The sequence below is a fragment of the Microbacterium sp. LBN7 genome (assembly GCF_045690345.1).
In the GTDB taxonomy this organism is placed as follows: domain Bacteria; phylum Actinomycetota; class Actinomycetes; order Actinomycetales; family Microbacteriaceae; genus Microbacterium.
Map to the genome: position 1 here is coordinate 2,352,233 of NZ_CP147856.1, position 14,017 is coordinate 2,366,249.

Sequence of the window (14,017 nt, forward strand, 5' to 3'; positions counted from 1 at the left end):
CGTCCTACGTGACCGCGAACTCCAGCGATGGCTCGTCGTCGACCGAGAGCGACAGCACCACGGTCTCGATCGCGTCGTGCGCCTCGATCTGCCGCTCCACGTCGCGCAGGCGCCGGGCCACGTCGTGCTCCTGCTCGTCGCCGGCCAGATCGACCTCCGCGACGAGGAAGAACCGGTTCGGCCCCACGTACTCGATGTGCAGATACGTCACGCGCTCGATCTGCGGCAGGGCGAGGAGTGCGGTGCCGACGCGCGTCCGCAGCTTCGGCGACGCCGTGGTGCCCACCAGGAACTCGATGTTGCGTCCGATCAGGATGATCGCGACCACACCCAGCAGGATCCCGATGAGGATCGACCCCACGGCGTCCCAGGCGGCGATGCCCGTCACCTGATGGAGGAGGATCGAGCCGCCCGCCAGCACCAGTCCGATCAGGGCGGCCGAGTCCTCGAAGAACACCGCACGCAGGGTGGTGTCACTCGTCGAGAGCACGAAGTCCCAGGTCGAGGAGCCGCGCTCCTTCGCCAGTCGGCGTGACTTCACCATCGCCTGCGTGAACGAGGCGCCTTCGAGCACGAACGAGACGCCGAGCACGACATAGGCGATGACCGGACTCTCGACCGGCCCGCCGACGGACAGCTCCTGGATGCCGTGCATGATCGACGCGATCGACCCGGCGGTGAAGATCCCGAACGCCGCGACGAGCGACCAGACGAACGCGTTCCGTCCGTAGCCGAGCGGATGCCGCGCGTCCTTCGTGCGTGCACCGCGGCGGTCCGCGATGAGGAGGAAGATCTCGTTGCCGGCATCCGCCCACGAGTGCGCCGCCTCGGCGACCATGGACGCCGACGACGTGAGGATCGCGGCGACGGTCTTGGCGATCGCGACCAGGACGTTGGCGAGGAAGGCGATGATCACGGTCACGCGGTCAGGCTACTCCCGTCGCGACGTGTGGACAGGACCGTCCCTCGTACGGAAGATTGCCGTACAATCGACGGCATGGCATCTCCCCTCAAGGATCGGCGGATCGAACTGCGTGTGACCTCTGCGCAGAAGGCGGCGATCGAGGAGGCCGCGGCCCTGCAGGGGCGATCGGTCACCGACTTCTCGGCCGAGACGCTGGTGGCTCGGGCCGACGAGGTCATCCAGCGCGATCGTCAGCTGCGAGTCGACGCGATCCGGTTCGATGCGTTCCTCGAGGTGCTCGATCGTCCCGCTCAGAACCTGGACGGACTCCGCTCGCTCCTGACCCGTGGTTCCGTCTTCGTTGACTGAGTTCCTGCGACCGAGACCGATAGCCGCCGGCGATCGTGTCAGCGACTTCCGGTGCGGCGAGGAGCAGCTCGACGCGTGGCTGCGCGCGCGAGCGCGAGGCAACGAACGATCCGGCGCCTCACGGACGATGGTCTCGGTCCTGCGTGACGGCCGGGTCGCCGGCTACTACTGTCTGTCATCAAGCGCGATCGTCCGCGACGCCGTGCCGGCGGAGCTTTCCCGTCAGCAGCCCGATCCGGTACCGGTGGTGCTGCTCGGTCGGCTTGCGGTCGATGAGGCGTTCGCCGGCCAGGGGCTCGGCGCGTCACTCTTGCAGCATGCCACCGTCCGGGCCGTCGAGGCCGCCGAGGCGATCGGCATCCGCGCGATCCTCGTGCATGCCATGACCGAGGGCGTGGTGCCGTTCTACGAGCGATACGGGTTCACTCGTTTCCCCGGTGAGGAGCGCACGCTGTACATGCTTCTCGCCGACGTCCGCGAGACGCTCCTCTGAACACGAGTCCGGCGACAGGTCAGCGCGGCGCCTTGACCGGGAGCAGCAGCACGAACCCCAGGATCAGGACGAGCACGATCCCGAGGATGCCGTACGCCGTCTGGCTCGTCGCCACGATGAGCACCGTCCAGGCGCCCGAGGCGATCCAGCTGGCCGCGCGGCCGGTCGTGGCGTAGAGCCCGAAGATCTCGCCCTCGCGGCCCGCCGGCGTGACGCGTGCGAGGAACGAGCGAGCCGCCGCCTGCGCGGGCCCGACGAATGCGCAGAGGATCAACCCGCCGACCCAGAACACCATCGCGCCGCCGTCGCGCAGGAAGAACACCGCGAGGCCCGCGACGACCATCGATCCGATCGAGGCGAGGATGATGCGCTTCGGTCCGAGGCGATCGTCGAGGCGTCCGGCGAGGATCGTCGAGACGCCGGCGATGAGGTTCGCCGCGATGCCGAAGATGATGATCGCCTGCGTCTCGAAACCGAACACCGCGGTGCCGATGATGGCGCCGAACGCGAAGACGCCGCCGAGCCCATCGCGGAAGACGGCGCTCGAGAGCAGGTACCAGAAGGTCGGCCGGGTCTCGGGGTCGCGGTAGAGACCGGCGACGTCCTTCACCAGAAGCGCGTAGGACTGGAAGAAGCCCACCTTGCGCTCGGGGCGGCCGAGCGAGGGCTCCGGCACGTTCAGGAAGATCGGGATGCTGAAGATGATCGTCCAGACCGCGCATCCGACCGCGATCAGCCGGTAGGCGAGGCCGTTGTCGGTCGACATCCCGAACCAGTCGAAGGTGTCGAGCACGACCACGATGACGAGCGCGAGGATGCCGCCGATGTACCCGAAACCCCAGCCGAGGCCCGAGATGCGACCGACGTTCTTCGGGGTCGCGATGCCGATGAGCATCGCGTTGGAGTTCACCGCCGCGATCTCGCCGAACACCGACCCCGCCGAGATCAGCGCGACGCCGAGCCAGAACAGGCTGGGGGTCGGTTCGACGAACCACAGGCCGAGCATGCAGAAGACCAGGGCACCGGTGCCGATCCCCAGCCACAGCTTCTGCCGGCCTGCGGCATCCGCTCGCTGGCCGAGCACGGGAGCGAGCAGCAGGATGCCGAACGCCGCGATCGTCGACCCCAGTCCGAGCCCCGACGCGAGGTCGGCCTCGGCGGCCATGCGGGCCGGGTCGGACGAGTCGAGCGCGGCGATGTCGGCGGGGAGGAAGCCCTCGCCGACCAGGTACAGCGCCGTGAACACGAACGTGAGGATCACGGTGTTGAAGGGCTGCGTCGCCCAGTCCCACAGCGCCCACGAGTAGACCTGCTTCCTCGGGGCGGGTGTCTCGCCGCGCAGGTCCAAGCCGATCACGCCGACGGCGCCGCTGTTCGCGGTGGCGGCAGGCTCCGGAACGCCAGGACGCGCGTCAGGTTCGCTCATGCTCGAAGTCTGGCGCTGCCCGGTGAACGGGCGGTGACGGCGCGCCGCACGTGGATGCCGGACTGAGCGGATCACTCCGTGCGCAGCGGCCGCAGCGTGCGGGCGTAGTCCTCCTTCAGCACGGCGAGGTGCAGCCACGCCTCGATGCGTGTGACGCCGGGCAGAGCGCGCAGGCGCTCGAGGCTCGCGTACAGCGCGCCCGCCGAGGGCTCGACGAGGGTCGCGACCGCATCGAAACGCCCCAGCGTGCGCGCGGCGAAGTCGACTCCGCGGCCGCGCCGGAGTTCGTCGATCACGGCCTCGTCGTCGTCGCCGAGGATCATGCCGACGCCCATCGACAGCTGTCGGTGCGCGAGACCGCGCGCCTCGACCGCGCTGATCTTGATGACTCCCGCGTCGATGAGCCGCTGCACGCGGGTGGCCACAGCGGAAGGCGAGAGCCGCACCTGCTCACCCAGCGCGCGGAAGCTCCGGCGCCCATCCGTCTGCAGCTGCTCGATCAGCGCCTCGTCGATCGCGTCGAGCGTCACCCCGCCGTGGTACTCCGAGACGAAGAACCCCTTCACGACGGTGGAGTAGATGATGGTGCTGATGTCGAGCACGCCCGTGATGGCGCGGATCTGGGCGAGCAGGTCGTGCAGCTCCGACATCGAGCCGACGCGGATCTCGGTCACGACGTCGTGCGCTCCGCCGACCGCCGAGACCAGCACCGTCTCGTCGAGGTCCCGCAGGTGCTCCGCGACGACCTCGACGGCGCCGTCGGTGCGGATCGAGACGTGTGCGAGGACGTGCTGACCGAGGAAGACGGGATCGACCGCGGCGACCACCCGCACGGTGCGATCTTCGAGCATGGCCTTCAACCGTGCCGCGACGGCAGCCCGGGACTGCCCGAGACGCACGGACAGCGAGCGGATGCTGGCGCGTCCGTCTTCCTGGAGCGCCCGGATGAGCTCGGCGTCGAAATCCATGGATCTCCCTCGATTCGTCACTTTCCCGGGATCGCTCGCGGACGCGAGCACATCATCAGCATAGGAGGTCGCTCTACCGGCGGGAAGGCGATACTTGCTTCATCAGCCGATCATTTCTCCAGTGAATGGCTCCTATCGCTGGAGTTCTGGCCTTGTCGCCGGCTCCATGCGCCCGTAGCATCCTCCGATATCCGACATCTTCCGCAAAGGAGCGGTTACCCCATGACTTCCACGCACAGCAAGGCGCGACGCGCAGGCGTCGCCGCCTTCGTCGGCACCACCATCGAGTGGTACGACTTCTACGTCTACGCGACGGCCGCCGCCCTCGTCTTCGGCCCGTTGTTCTTCCCGAGCGGCGACCGGCTCGCCGAGACGGCCGCCGCCTTCGCCACCTTCGCCGTCGCCTTCCTCGTCCGCCCCCTCGGCGGCATCATCTTCGGCCACATCGGCGACAAGCTCGGCCGCCGCACCTCGCTCGTCATCACCCTGCTGCTGATGGGGGCGGCGACCGTCCTGGTCGGCTGCCTCCCCACCTACGAGAACGTCGGCATCCTCGCGCCCATCCTCCTGATCCTGCTCCGCGCCCTCCAGGGCCTCGCGGTCGGCGGCGAGTGGGGCGGCGCGGTGCTCATGAGCGTCGAGCACGCCCCCGAGAAGTCGAAGACGTTCTACGGCGGCTTCACGCAGCTCGGCAACCCGGCCGGTGCGCTCCTCGCCTCGGGCATCTTCGCGATCATGTCGCGCGTGAGCCCGGACTTCATCATGGACTGCGGATGGCGCATCCCGTTCCTGCTGTCGATCGTGCTGGTGGGCGTCGGGTTCTGGGTCCGCTACCGCGTCGAGGAGACGCCCGTCTTCGAGGCGAAGGTCGAGGGTCGCAAGCAGTCGATGCCGCTGGCCTTCGCACTGCGGACGAACTGGCGCCCGATCCTGCTCGGCATCGGCATCCTGCCGATCTCGACCGGCGGCTACTACCTCGCGACCACGTTCGCCACGGCCTACGCCACGGGCGAGCCCATCGCGATCAGCGAGCAGGTCATCCTCGACGCGATGACGATCGCCTCGTTCGTGGAGTTCGTCGTGACGCTCCCGGTCGCCTGGCTGGGCGACAAGTGGGGTCGCAAGAACGTCATGTACATCGGTCTGGTCACCTCGGTGCTCACGTTCGTGCCGTTCCTGCTGATCATGCCGGGCCGGGTCGAACCTCTGATCTTCCTCTTCGCCTCGCTGGTGCGCATCGCCATGAGCGCGACCTACGCGCCGATCGCAGCCCTGCTCGCGCAGATGTTCCGTCCTCAGGCCCGGTACACCTCGCTCGCGCTGTCCTACGGCGTCGGCGCCGCGCTCTGGGCGGGCTTCTCGCCCTGGTTCGCGACGCAGCTCATCGCCTGGACCGGCAGCGTCTGGTCGGTCATCGCGATGTTCATCGGCATGGCCGTCATCGCCGGCATCTGCACGCGTCTCGCGCCGCAGCACTCGGATGAGGCTCCGGTCACGGCATCGTTCACCGCCCGCACCGACACCACGGCCAACCGGCTGCCCTGATCGGCGCCGACTCCTTCCCCGCCCGCACCGACACGATCGCGAACAGGCTCCCATGAGAAAGCTCACCCCCTTCGACCGCTCGGCTCAGACCGCGCCGCGACTCCTCACGGCACGGGCGATCCACACCGCGGATGCCGCCGCCACCGCGGCCACGGCCATGCTGACCGACCGCGGGCGGATCCTCGCGGTCGGCAGCGTGGAGGAGTGCGAGGCCGCCGCGGACCGCGCCGGCCTCGCCCCCGAACGGGTCGACCTCGGCGACGCGGTCGTCGTCCCCGGCTTCGTCGACGCGCACGCGCACCCCCTGATGTACGGCCAGCTGATGACCTGGGTCGACTGCGGGCCGGAGAAGGCCGGCAGCATCCCGGAGATCGTGGCGCTGCTGCAGGCGGCCGCCGCCGAGACCCCCGCGGGACGGCCGGTGCGCGGCTACGGCTACGAGCAGCGCAACCTCGCCGAGAAGCGGCATCCGACTCGCTTCGAGCTCGACGAGGTCGCGGCCGACCGCGAGGTGTACCTGATGAACGCGTCCGGTCACGGCGGCGTCGTCAACTCGCACACGCTCACCGTGAACGGCGTCGACCGCGACACCCCGAACCCCGACGGCGGCGAGTTCTTCCGCGACGCCGACGGCGAGCTGACGGGCGAGCTGTCGGATGCCGCGTGCAACATCCTCACCGGGGTGCACGGCGTGAAGATCGGCCACCACGGCCCGAACTTCCACCTCGCCGACGAGCCCGAGGAGCACCTCCGCCAACTGGATGCCGCGACCCAGCGGTTCCTCGCCGGCGGCGTCACCTCGATCGGAGACGCGCAGGTCACGCGCCGCGAGTTCGACATGTACCTGCGTCTCGCCGAGGCCGGGCGCCTCGAGCTGCGCGTGTCGATGTACCTGCTCTCGCATCTGCTCGACGAGGCGCTCGAGATGGGACTCGTCGGCCAGTTCGGCAACGCCCACCTCAGCTTCGCGGGCATCAAGCTCTACGCCGACGGCACGCTCGGCGGCTGGACCGCGTACTTCCCCGACGGCTATGTGGGCGACCCGTGCCGCACGGGCCAGCTGTACCACGAGCCCGCCGAGTACACCGCCCTCATCAGCAGGGCCCACGCCGCGGGTCTCCAGACCGCGACGCATGCGCAGTCACCCACCGCGATCGAGATGGTGGTCTCCGCGATCGAGGCCGCGCTCGCCGAGCGTCCGGATGCCGATGCCCGGCACCGCATCGAGCACTGCGGGCTGCCGACGCCCGAGCAGATCGAGCGGATGGCCGTCTCCGGCATCCGTCCGGTGAACCAGACGCAGCACTACTTCAACTGGGGTGAGGGCGTCGAAGAGGCGATCGGCACTCCGGGCGAGCGCTTCAACCCGCTCGGCGAGTTCGAGCGCGCCGGCGTGCCGTTCACGATCTCCTCGGATGCCCCGGTCGCCGAGCCGATCCCGCTCGAGGCCGTCCAGACCGCCGTCACGCGAGTGACGCGTCGCGGGCACAAGCTCGGCCCCGACGACCTGCGGGTGACCGCGCTCGCCGCCCTCCGCGCCCACACGATCGAGGGCGCGATCTCGATCGGCCGCGAAGACGACCTGGGCTCGCTCGAGGTCGGCAAGTACGCCGACTTCGCCGTGCTCTCCGATGATCCGCTCGCGGTCGCCGGGGAGGACATCGCCGCGATCACGGTGCGTGAGACCTGGGTCGATGGGGAGCGTCGGTACCGTGCCTGATTCCGACGAGACGTACGCCGACACCGCGGGCCGCGCGGTCCTCGAGACCATCCGCGCCTACGGGGTGACCGCGATCTTCGGGATCCCGGGCACCCACAACCTCGAGCTGTATCGGCCGCTCGCCGACCTCGGCATCCGCGCGGTGACGAACCGTCACGAGCAGGGATCCGGCTACGGCGCCGACGGCTGGGCGCAGCAGACCGGCCTCCCGGGTGTCGTCATCACGACCTCCGGACCGGGACTGCAGAACGCCATGAGCGCGATCGGCACGGCGTTCTGCGAGTCGCGTCCGATGATCGTGCTCTCACCCGGCGTTCCGCTGGGTGCCGAGTTCGCCGACGTCGGCACCCTCCACGAGACGAAGGATGCCACGGCCATGGTCGGCGCCATCGCCGAGTGGTCGCGCCGGGTGCGTTCGGCTGCCGAGGCCGTCGAGGCCGTGCACGACGCCTTCACCCTCTTCCGAACCGGTCGCCCGCGGCCCGTGCATATCGAGATCCCCCTCGATGTTCTCGAAGCCCCCGCGCGTGTCCCCCTCGCGGATCGAAAAGCGCGCCCCGCGCCCGATCCCGCCGCGGGCGACCCCTCCTCTGTGGCGGATGCCGCGCGCCTGCTGGCTTCCGCCCGCACCCCGGTGATCGTCGCCGGCGGCGGCGCGACGGATGCTGCCGCCGAGGTCACCGCGCTCGCCGAGCGCCTGGGGGCTCCGGTGCTCACGACGCTCAACGGCAAGGGCGTCGTCGATGAAGGGCATCCGCTCTCCCTCGGATCGAACCTGCGGCTCGCGGCGGCCCGTGCCGTGGCGGAAGACGCCGACGCGCTGCTCGTGATCGGCTCGAAGCTGGGCGAGGCCGAGCTGTGGGCTCCGCGGCTGGAGGCGCGCGGCGCCGTCGTGCGCGTCGACATCTCGCCCGCGCAGCGCGACAAGAACCTGGCCGCGACCGTCGGGATCACCGGAGACGCGGCGACCGTCGGCAGCGCACTGCTCGCGGCGCTCCCGTCGGAGCCGCGACCCGCGCCCGATCTGACGGCCGAGCGGGCGGCGATCGATGCCGAGATGCGCGCGACCGCACCCGAGGCCGTCGCGCTCGCCGAGATCATCGCCGACGCCCTGCCCGCCGACGCGATCGTCGCCGGCGACTCCTCGCAGATCGTCTACATGGCGCTGGGCAGCGTGCTGCAGGCACGGCATCCGCACTCGCTGCTGTACACGCCCACCTACGCGACGCTCGGCTACGGCCTGCCCGCCGCGATCGGCGCACGGGTCGCTCAGGAGGAGCGGCCGGTCGTCACCGTGATCGGCGACGGTGCGCTGATGTTCTGCGTCAACGAGCTCGTGACCGCGGTCGAGCAGCGCCTCGACGTCACGATCGTGTGCGTCGACAACGGCGGCTACGCCGAGATCCGTCAGAACGAGATCGATCGCGGGATGGCTCCCGTGGGCGTCGACCTCGTGCAGCCGGACTGGGCAGCTCTCGCCACGGCGTTCGGGGCCACCGGTCGCCGCGTCGACAGGGCCGAAGACATCGCGCACAGCATCCGTGAGGCCATCGCCGAGGGCGGCGTGCAGCTCGTCCACATCCCCACCGGAAGACAGGACTGACCATGACCGAGAACATCGGCCCCATCGACGCCTCCGTGAACCCCCGGTACTCCGGGATCGCGACCTTCGCGCGGCTGCCCCGGATCGAGGATGTGCCGCGCGCCGACATCGCCGTCGTCGGCATCCCGTTCGACTCCGGCGTGAGCTACCGTCCCGGCACGCGCTTCGGACCGTCGCACGTGCGCGAGTCCTCGCGCCTGCTGCGCCCGTACAACCCGGCGCAGGACGTGTCGCCCTTCGCGATCGCGCAGGTGGTGGATGCCGGCGACATCCCGGTGAACCCGTTCGACCTGACCGCCGCGGTGAGCGAGGTCGAGACCGCCGCGATCGCGCTCGGCGAGCAGGTGCAGCGCATCGTCACGATCGGCGGCGACCACACGGTCGCGCTCCCGCTGCTGCGCGCGGTCGCAGCGAAGCACGGCCCGGTCGCGGTGCTGCACTTCGATGCGCACCTCGACACCTGGGACACGTACTTCGGCGCGCCGATCACGCACGGCACCCCGTTCCGCCGCGCGAGTGAGGAGGGGCTGATCGACCTCACCGCGAGCTGCCACGTCGGCACCCGCGGCCCCCTGTACTCCAAGCAGGACCTCGAGGACGACGAGCGCCTCGGCTTCTCGATCGTGTCGAGCGAGTACATCGAGGAGCACGGCGTCGAGGCCGCGATCGCGCGGATCCTGCAGCGCATCGGCGACAAGCCGCTGTACGTCTCGATCGACATCGACGTGCTCGACCCCGCACACGCCCCCGGCACCGGCACGCCCGAGGCCGGCGGTCTGACGAGCCGCGAGCTGCTGCGCATCCTGCGGGCGCTCGGCGCGCAGGACATCGTCGGCGCCGACGTCGTCGAGGTCTCCCCGGCATACGACCACGCCCAGATCACCGGCATCGCCGCGAGCCACGTCGTGTACGAGCTCGTGAGCCTGCTGGCGGCACAGGTCGCGCGGCCCTGAGACGAAGGGCTCACGCGTACGACGCGGCGAGCAGCTCGGCGAACAGCTCCTCCGCGTCGCACTCGACCCGTCGCCGGCGGAACCAGTCGCAGATGTTGACGCAGTCGCGGTGCAGCAGGTCGAGACCCTGCGGGTTCGCGATGATGTCGACGATCTGCGGCAGATCGATCACCCGCACCCGCCCCTCGTGCACGAGCAGGTTGTACGCCGACAGGTCGCCGTGCGCGAAGCCGGCGGCGGCGAACGTGCGCATGAGGTCGACGATCTGCGTGAAGAAGTCGGCGAGCTCGGCGCGGTCGCTGCGCACCTGGGCCAGTCGCGGCGCGGCCGTGCCGTGCGCGTCGCCGAGGAACTCCATCAGCACCTCGGTGCCGTTGACCTGCACCGGGTAGGGGACGGGCGCGCCCCGCTCCCACATCCGGCACAGCGCCTCGAACTCCGCGAATGACCACTGTGCGGCGGCGACCTCGCGCCCATGGCTCGACTTCTTCGCGAGGGCGCGGGTGTCGCGGGTGTTCCGGGTGCTGCGACCCTCGGTGTAGACGGCCGAGCGGTGGAAGCTGCTGTGCTCGGCAGAGCGGTAGCGCTTCGCCGCCAGCAGCGTGTGCTGCGTCGGATCATCCGGCACGGCGCGCTCCAGCAGGAACACGTCGGCCTCCTTTCCGGTCTTGAGGATGCCGAGCTCGGTGTCGAGCGCGCCGGCGGAGGTCACGACCCACGAGGGCCGGGGCTCGGGGCCGCGTTCGGAAGGGGTGACGGCCGGCCAGGTGGTCCAGCGCTGGTTCTCGCCGGGTTCGACGTCGGCGAAGAAGAGTTCTGTTTCGAAAGGATCAGACAAGATGTGGCTCCGGAAGAGGAGGCCACACCAGGGATCAGGAGCGGGCGGCCTCGAAGGGAAGGATGTCGGCGGAGAGCGCGACGAAGACGGTGTTCATGTCCTCAGCTCCTTCCGCTCGGCCTTCCGGGCTCGTCCCGGTGCGTCGACGAGCCTAGGGCCTGCGTGCGGGGGCTGTCCAGACCGCGTGTTCCCCCGGACGCGGAGACGCACCCACCCGATCACGGATGGGTGCGTCTCGCGACGGCGATGCGTCAGGGTGCCGGGATGTCGTACTCGCAGGTGGTGGTCTCCGTCTTCCCCGTCCGCAGGAACTCGGTCACCGCGGCCGCGCCGCACGCCGACGCGTTACCGGTGCTTCCGTGGACGTCGTCCTCCATGGTGAGGATGGAGCCGCCGATCGCACCCTGCATGTCGGGCGCGAGGGACTCCGGCGTCACCAGCTCGTCTGTGTGGGCGGCGAGCAGCAGGGGGCGTCCGGTGTCCTCGAGCGCGACGGGGTCCGGCGACAGGTCGGCCGGCCAGTCCACGCAGAATCCGTAGTAGTAGGCCTGCGTCGCCGTCCACGTCTGGGGGAAGTCGGCGCGGAGCTTCGAGATGCTCTTCCACGCCGATGCCGCAGACTGCTCGGTGGTCGAGTCGTTGCACAGATACGCGGCTTCGGTGCCGCTGGCGACGATGTCGGTGCCGGGCTCGACGTCGGCGAGCGTGCCGAGCGCGGCATCCATCTGCACGATCTGCGCCAGCATGATCGGCCAGGTCGCCTTGACCCCGAACACCGCGTCCGACAGGGCGGCGGCGCCGAGGGTGCCGCCGAAGCCGTCGTCCTCCGGCACGGTCACCTGCTTGCCCAGCATGGTGTCCGAGAGCTCCGTCAGCGAGGTCTTCACCTCGTCGGGAGTCGTCCCGAGCGTCGCCCCCTCGGGGCTCGCGGCGACGAACTCGGCGAATGCCTGCAGGGCCGGTTCGCCGAGCTCGGCGACGCCGGGCTGGATCGCAGCCAGATCGATGTCGGGCGGCGCGATGGAGTCGAGCACGATCTCATCGATGCTCTCCGGGAAGAGCGAGCGGTAGACCGCGCCCAGGTAGGTGCCCCACGAGTAGCCGAGATAGTCGACCTTCTTCAGGCCGAGCGCGACGCGGATCGCGTCCATGTCACGCGCGGTGGTCGCCGCGTTCATCGAGGCGATGTACTCCTCGTTCTCCGAGATGCAGGCGGCTCGATCCTTCGTCTGGGCGTCGATCGCGGCCGTCATCGCCTCCTCCGTCGGCTCGAAGCCGGTCAGGGTGGTGGCCTGCTCGAGGCAGTCGAGTGGGGCGCTCGCGCCGGTCCCGCGCGGATCGAATCCGACCAGGTCGTGGTCGGTGGCGAGGTCGGCGAGGTTCGCCGTGCCGAGGAAGGGCAGGGAGCGGCCGCCGGCCCCGGGCCCACCCGGGTTCATCAGGACCGTCTCGGCATTCTCGGCGCTCTCGGTCGCGGAGAGCTTCGACAGCGCGATCTCGGTCATGCCGGCCTCGGGGTCGGAGTAGTCGAGGGGGACCTTCAGCGTGGCGCACTCGAGGCCGGGCTCGATGGTCACGGCGGGATCGTCGGGAGAGCACTCGCTCCAGGTCACCGGCTTCGGCTTCCAGTCGGGCTCGGCGGTGTCGGTGCCGCCCGCCGTGCACGCGGTCAGCGCGAGGAGCGCGACCGTCACGGCGGCCGTCGTCAAGAGGGCAGGGGTCTTCATCAGAGCCTTTCGCAGGAGTCATCGGTTGGTCTGGCGTCGCCACGCTAACGATCGCGACGTCCGCACCGCGTCCTCCCGCGGGCCCGTGCCTGTCCACCCGCGGGACGATCTTGCGCTCGCGCGCCGGACGAATGGTCGGATGCCGTGGACGACCGGTCGGGCGTCGACCCGCGGAACCTGAGAGCGTGGAACCATGACCACGACAGCGCCGATCCCGACGACCGCATCCCCTTCTCGAGCAGGGCGGATGCCGTACGGCGGCCTCATCGTCGTGATGCTGATGAGCTTCCTGCTGGTGACGGCGGAGTTCCTCCCCAACGGCGTGCTCACCGAGATGGCGGCGTCGCTGGGCGTCACCCCGGGACAGGCGGGGCAGACCGTCACGGTCACCGCGCTCGTCGGCCTGGTGGTGGCACCGACGATCGGCCTGATCTTCCCCCGCCTCGATCGCCGATCGCTGCTCGTGTGGATGGCGCTCGCCGCGGCCGTGTCGAACCTCATCGTCGCGATCTCGCCGAACCTCATCATCGTGCTGCTCGCCCGGTTCCTGCTCGGGGCGGCGATCAGCGCGTTCTGGTCGATGTCCATCACGGTCGCCGCGCGCATCGCCGGACCCGAGCGCCTCGGCCGTGCGGTCATGTTCACGGCCGCGGGGACCTCGCTCGCCACGGTCGCCGGCGTGCCGATCGGGGTGATGCTCAGCGAGCTCATCGACTGGCGCGTGGTCTTCGCCCTGGCGGGGGTCGTCACCGGACTCCTCGCGATCGCGCTGCGGACGCTCCTGCCCTCGGTGCCGGCCGCTCAGGCATCCAGCCTCCGTCTCCTGGTCGACACGGTGCGTCGTCCGGGCATCAGCCTCGGCATGATCGGACACGTGCTGATCGTCCTCGGCCACTTCCTCGCGTACACCTACGTGCGCCTCGCGCTGGAGCGCATCCCGGATATCGACGCCTCCACCATCGTGGTGCTGCTCGCCCTGTTCGGTGCGGGCGGCCTGATCGGCAACCTCGTGATCGGCCTCGTGATCGACCGCTCCTTCGCCTTCTTCGCCGTGTTCGCCCCCGTCGTCATCGCCGTGGCAGTCGCCTCGATGATCCTGCTCTCGGGCACCGTGCTCGGGATCGGCATCGTCGTGTTCGTCTGGGGCCTGTTCTTCGCCTCCTGGCTCATCGTCGTGAACACCTGGGTCGGTCACCGGATGCCGGACCGCCTCGAGGCGGGCGGCAGCCTGGTCGTCGTCGGGTTCCAGGGCGCCATCATGATCGCGGCGGGCGTGGGCGGATTCCTCGTCGACACCATGAGCATCGAGCTCGTGTACGCGGTCGGGGCGGCGATCCTGCTCGTCGGAGCCGTGCTCTTCGGCGCCTCCAACCGCATCAAGGCCTGAGCGGGATCGCGGCACGCCCGACCCGCCGCGGCGGGCCCGGCCGACAGCGCACAGCTTCGGAGATCACGGCCGACACGCCGCGGC

Annotated in this window: 12 protein-coding genes; 7 read left to right on the forward strand and 5 right to left on the reverse strand. The window is 70.1% G+C overall.

Annotation, left to right across the window (positions count from 1 at the left end; genetic code table 11):
• Positions 1 to 4: 4 nt before the first annotated feature.
• Positions 5 to 922, reverse strand: coding sequence for a cation diffusion facilitator family transporter (locus tag LBN7_RS11310; protein ID WP_407359674.1), 918 nt, complete (start codon positions 920 to 922; stop codon positions 5 to 7).
• 75 nt (positions 923 to 997) lie between these two features.
• Between LBN7_RS11310 and LBN7_RS11315 the strand changes: the two genes are divergently transcribed.
• Entirely contained in the window at positions 998 to 1,273 is a 276-nt protein-coding gene (locus LBN7_RS11315; RefSeq protein WP_116633655.1) for a DUF1778 domain-containing protein, read from the forward strand.
• Positions 1,266 to 1,766, forward strand: a complete 501-nt coding sequence (locus LBN7_RS11320) for a GNAT family N-acetyltransferase (RefSeq protein WP_407359675.1) — start codon at positions 1,266 to 1,268, stop codon at positions 1,764 to 1,766. Before LBN7_RS11315 ends, LBN7_RS11320 begins: the two co-directional genes overlap by 8 nt.
• A 19-nt stretch (positions 1,767 to 1,785) precedes the next feature.
• Here the strand turns inward: LBN7_RS11320 and LBN7_RS11325 are convergent, their stop codons facing one another.
• Together LBN7_RS11325 and LBN7_RS11330 are read right to left on the reverse strand one after the other, a co-directional pair.
• Entirely contained in the window at positions 1,786 to 3,192 is a 1,407-nt protein-coding gene (locus tag LBN7_RS11325) for an MFS transporter (protein WP_407359676.1), read from the reverse strand.
• Between the two features lie 71 nt (positions 3,193 to 3,263).
• Entirely contained in the window at positions 3,264 to 4,160 is an 897-nt protein-coding gene (locus LBN7_RS11330; protein ID WP_116633657.1) for an Lrp/AsnC family transcriptional regulator, read from the reverse strand.
• A 222-nt stretch (positions 4,161 to 4,382) separates the two neighbouring features.
• Between LBN7_RS11330 and LBN7_RS11335 the strand changes: the two genes are divergently transcribed.
• Genes LBN7_RS11335 through speB form a run of 4 tightly spaced genes read left to right on the forward strand, consistent with a single transcriptional unit; the run spans position 4,383 to position 9,981 of the window.
• Positions 4,383 to 5,705 (forward strand): MFS transporter, encoded by a 1,323-nt coding sequence (locus LBN7_RS11335; RefSeq protein WP_407359677.1) that lies wholly within the window; start codon positions 4,383 to 4,385, stop codon positions 5,703 to 5,705.
• Positions 5,706 to 5,757: 52 nt separating this feature from the next.
• Entirely contained in the window at positions 5,758 to 7,425 is a 1,668-nt protein-coding gene (locus LBN7_RS11340; RefSeq protein ID WP_341947238.1) for an amidohydrolase, read from the forward strand.
• The gene (locus tag LBN7_RS11345; RefSeq protein WP_407359678.1) at positions 7,418 to 9,028 is read left to right on the forward strand and encodes a thiamine pyrophosphate-binding protein; all 1,611 of its coding nucleotides are present in this window, start codon (positions 7,418 to 7,420) and stop codon (positions 9,026 to 9,028) included. The genes LBN7_RS11340 and LBN7_RS11345 overlap by 8 nt, the downstream gene beginning before the upstream one ends.
• A 2-nt stretch (positions 9,029 to 9,030) precedes the next feature.
• Complete coding sequence (gene speB / locus LBN7_RS11350) at positions 9,031 to 9,981, forward strand: agmatinase (protein WP_341947240.1); 951 nt, start codon at positions 9,031 to 9,033, stop codon at positions 9,979 to 9,981.
• 10 nt (positions 9,982 to 9,991) lie between these two features.
• Here the strand turns inward: speB and LBN7_RS11355 are convergent, their stop codons facing one another.
• Together LBN7_RS11355 and LBN7_RS11360 are read right to left on the reverse strand one after the other, a co-directional pair.
• On the reverse strand, positions 9,992 to 10,819 hold the full coding sequence (locus LBN7_RS11355) for a serine protein kinase RIO (protein WP_243408768.1): 828 nt from the start codon (positions 10,817 to 10,819) through the stop codon (positions 9,992 to 9,994).
• A 251-nt stretch (positions 10,820 to 11,070) separates the two neighbouring features.
• Positions 11,071 to 12,546: an alpha/beta fold hydrolase gene (locus tag LBN7_RS11360; RefSeq protein ID WP_341947242.1), complete on the reverse strand. Its 1,476-nt coding sequence runs from the start codon at positions 12,544 to 12,546 to the stop codon at positions 11,071 to 11,073.
• Positions 12,547 to 12,739: 193 nt separating this feature from the next.
• On the opposite strand from LBN7_RS11360, the gene LBN7_RS11365 reads away from it, so the two are divergent.
• Positions 12,740 to 13,933 carry an MFS transporter gene (locus tag LBN7_RS11365; protein WP_407359679.1) on the forward strand — a complete coding sequence of 398 codons (1,194 nt, stop codon included), beginning with the start codon at positions 12,740 to 12,742 and terminating at the stop codon, positions 13,931 to 13,933.
• The last annotated feature ends 84 nt before the right edge of the window (positions 13,934 to 14,017 follow it).

Coding starts and splice junctions, on each gene's coding strand:
- LBN7_RS11365 (WP_407359679.1), top strand. CDS start 12,740: ATGACCACGACAGCGCCGATCCCGACGACCGCATCCCCTTCTCGAGCA.
- LBN7_RS11315 (WP_116633655.1), top strand. CDS start 998: ATGGCATCTCCCCTCAAGGATCGGCGGATCGAACTGCGTGTGACCTCT.
- speB (WP_341947240.1), top strand. CDS start 9,031: ATGACCGAGAACATCGGCCCCATCGACGCCTCCGTGAACCCCCGGTAC.
- LBN7_RS11360 (WP_341947242.1), bottom strand. CDS start 12,546: ATGAAGACCCCTGCCCTCTTGACGACGGCCGCCGTGACGGTCGCGCTC.
- LBN7_RS11325 (WP_407359676.1), bottom strand. CDS start 3,192: ATGAGCGAACCTGACGCGCGTCCTGGCGTTCCGGAGCCTGCCGCCACC.
- LBN7_RS11340 (WP_341947238.1), top strand. CDS start 5,758: ATGAGAAAGCTCACCCCCTTCGACCGCTCGGCTCAGACCGCGCCGCGA.
- LBN7_RS11335 (WP_407359677.1), top strand. CDS start 4,383: ATGACTTCCACGCACAGCAAGGCGCGACGCGCAGGCGTCGCCGCCTTC.
- LBN7_RS11330 (WP_116633657.1), bottom strand. CDS start 4,160: ATGGATTTCGACGCCGAGCTCATCCGGGCGCTCCAGGAAGACGGACGC.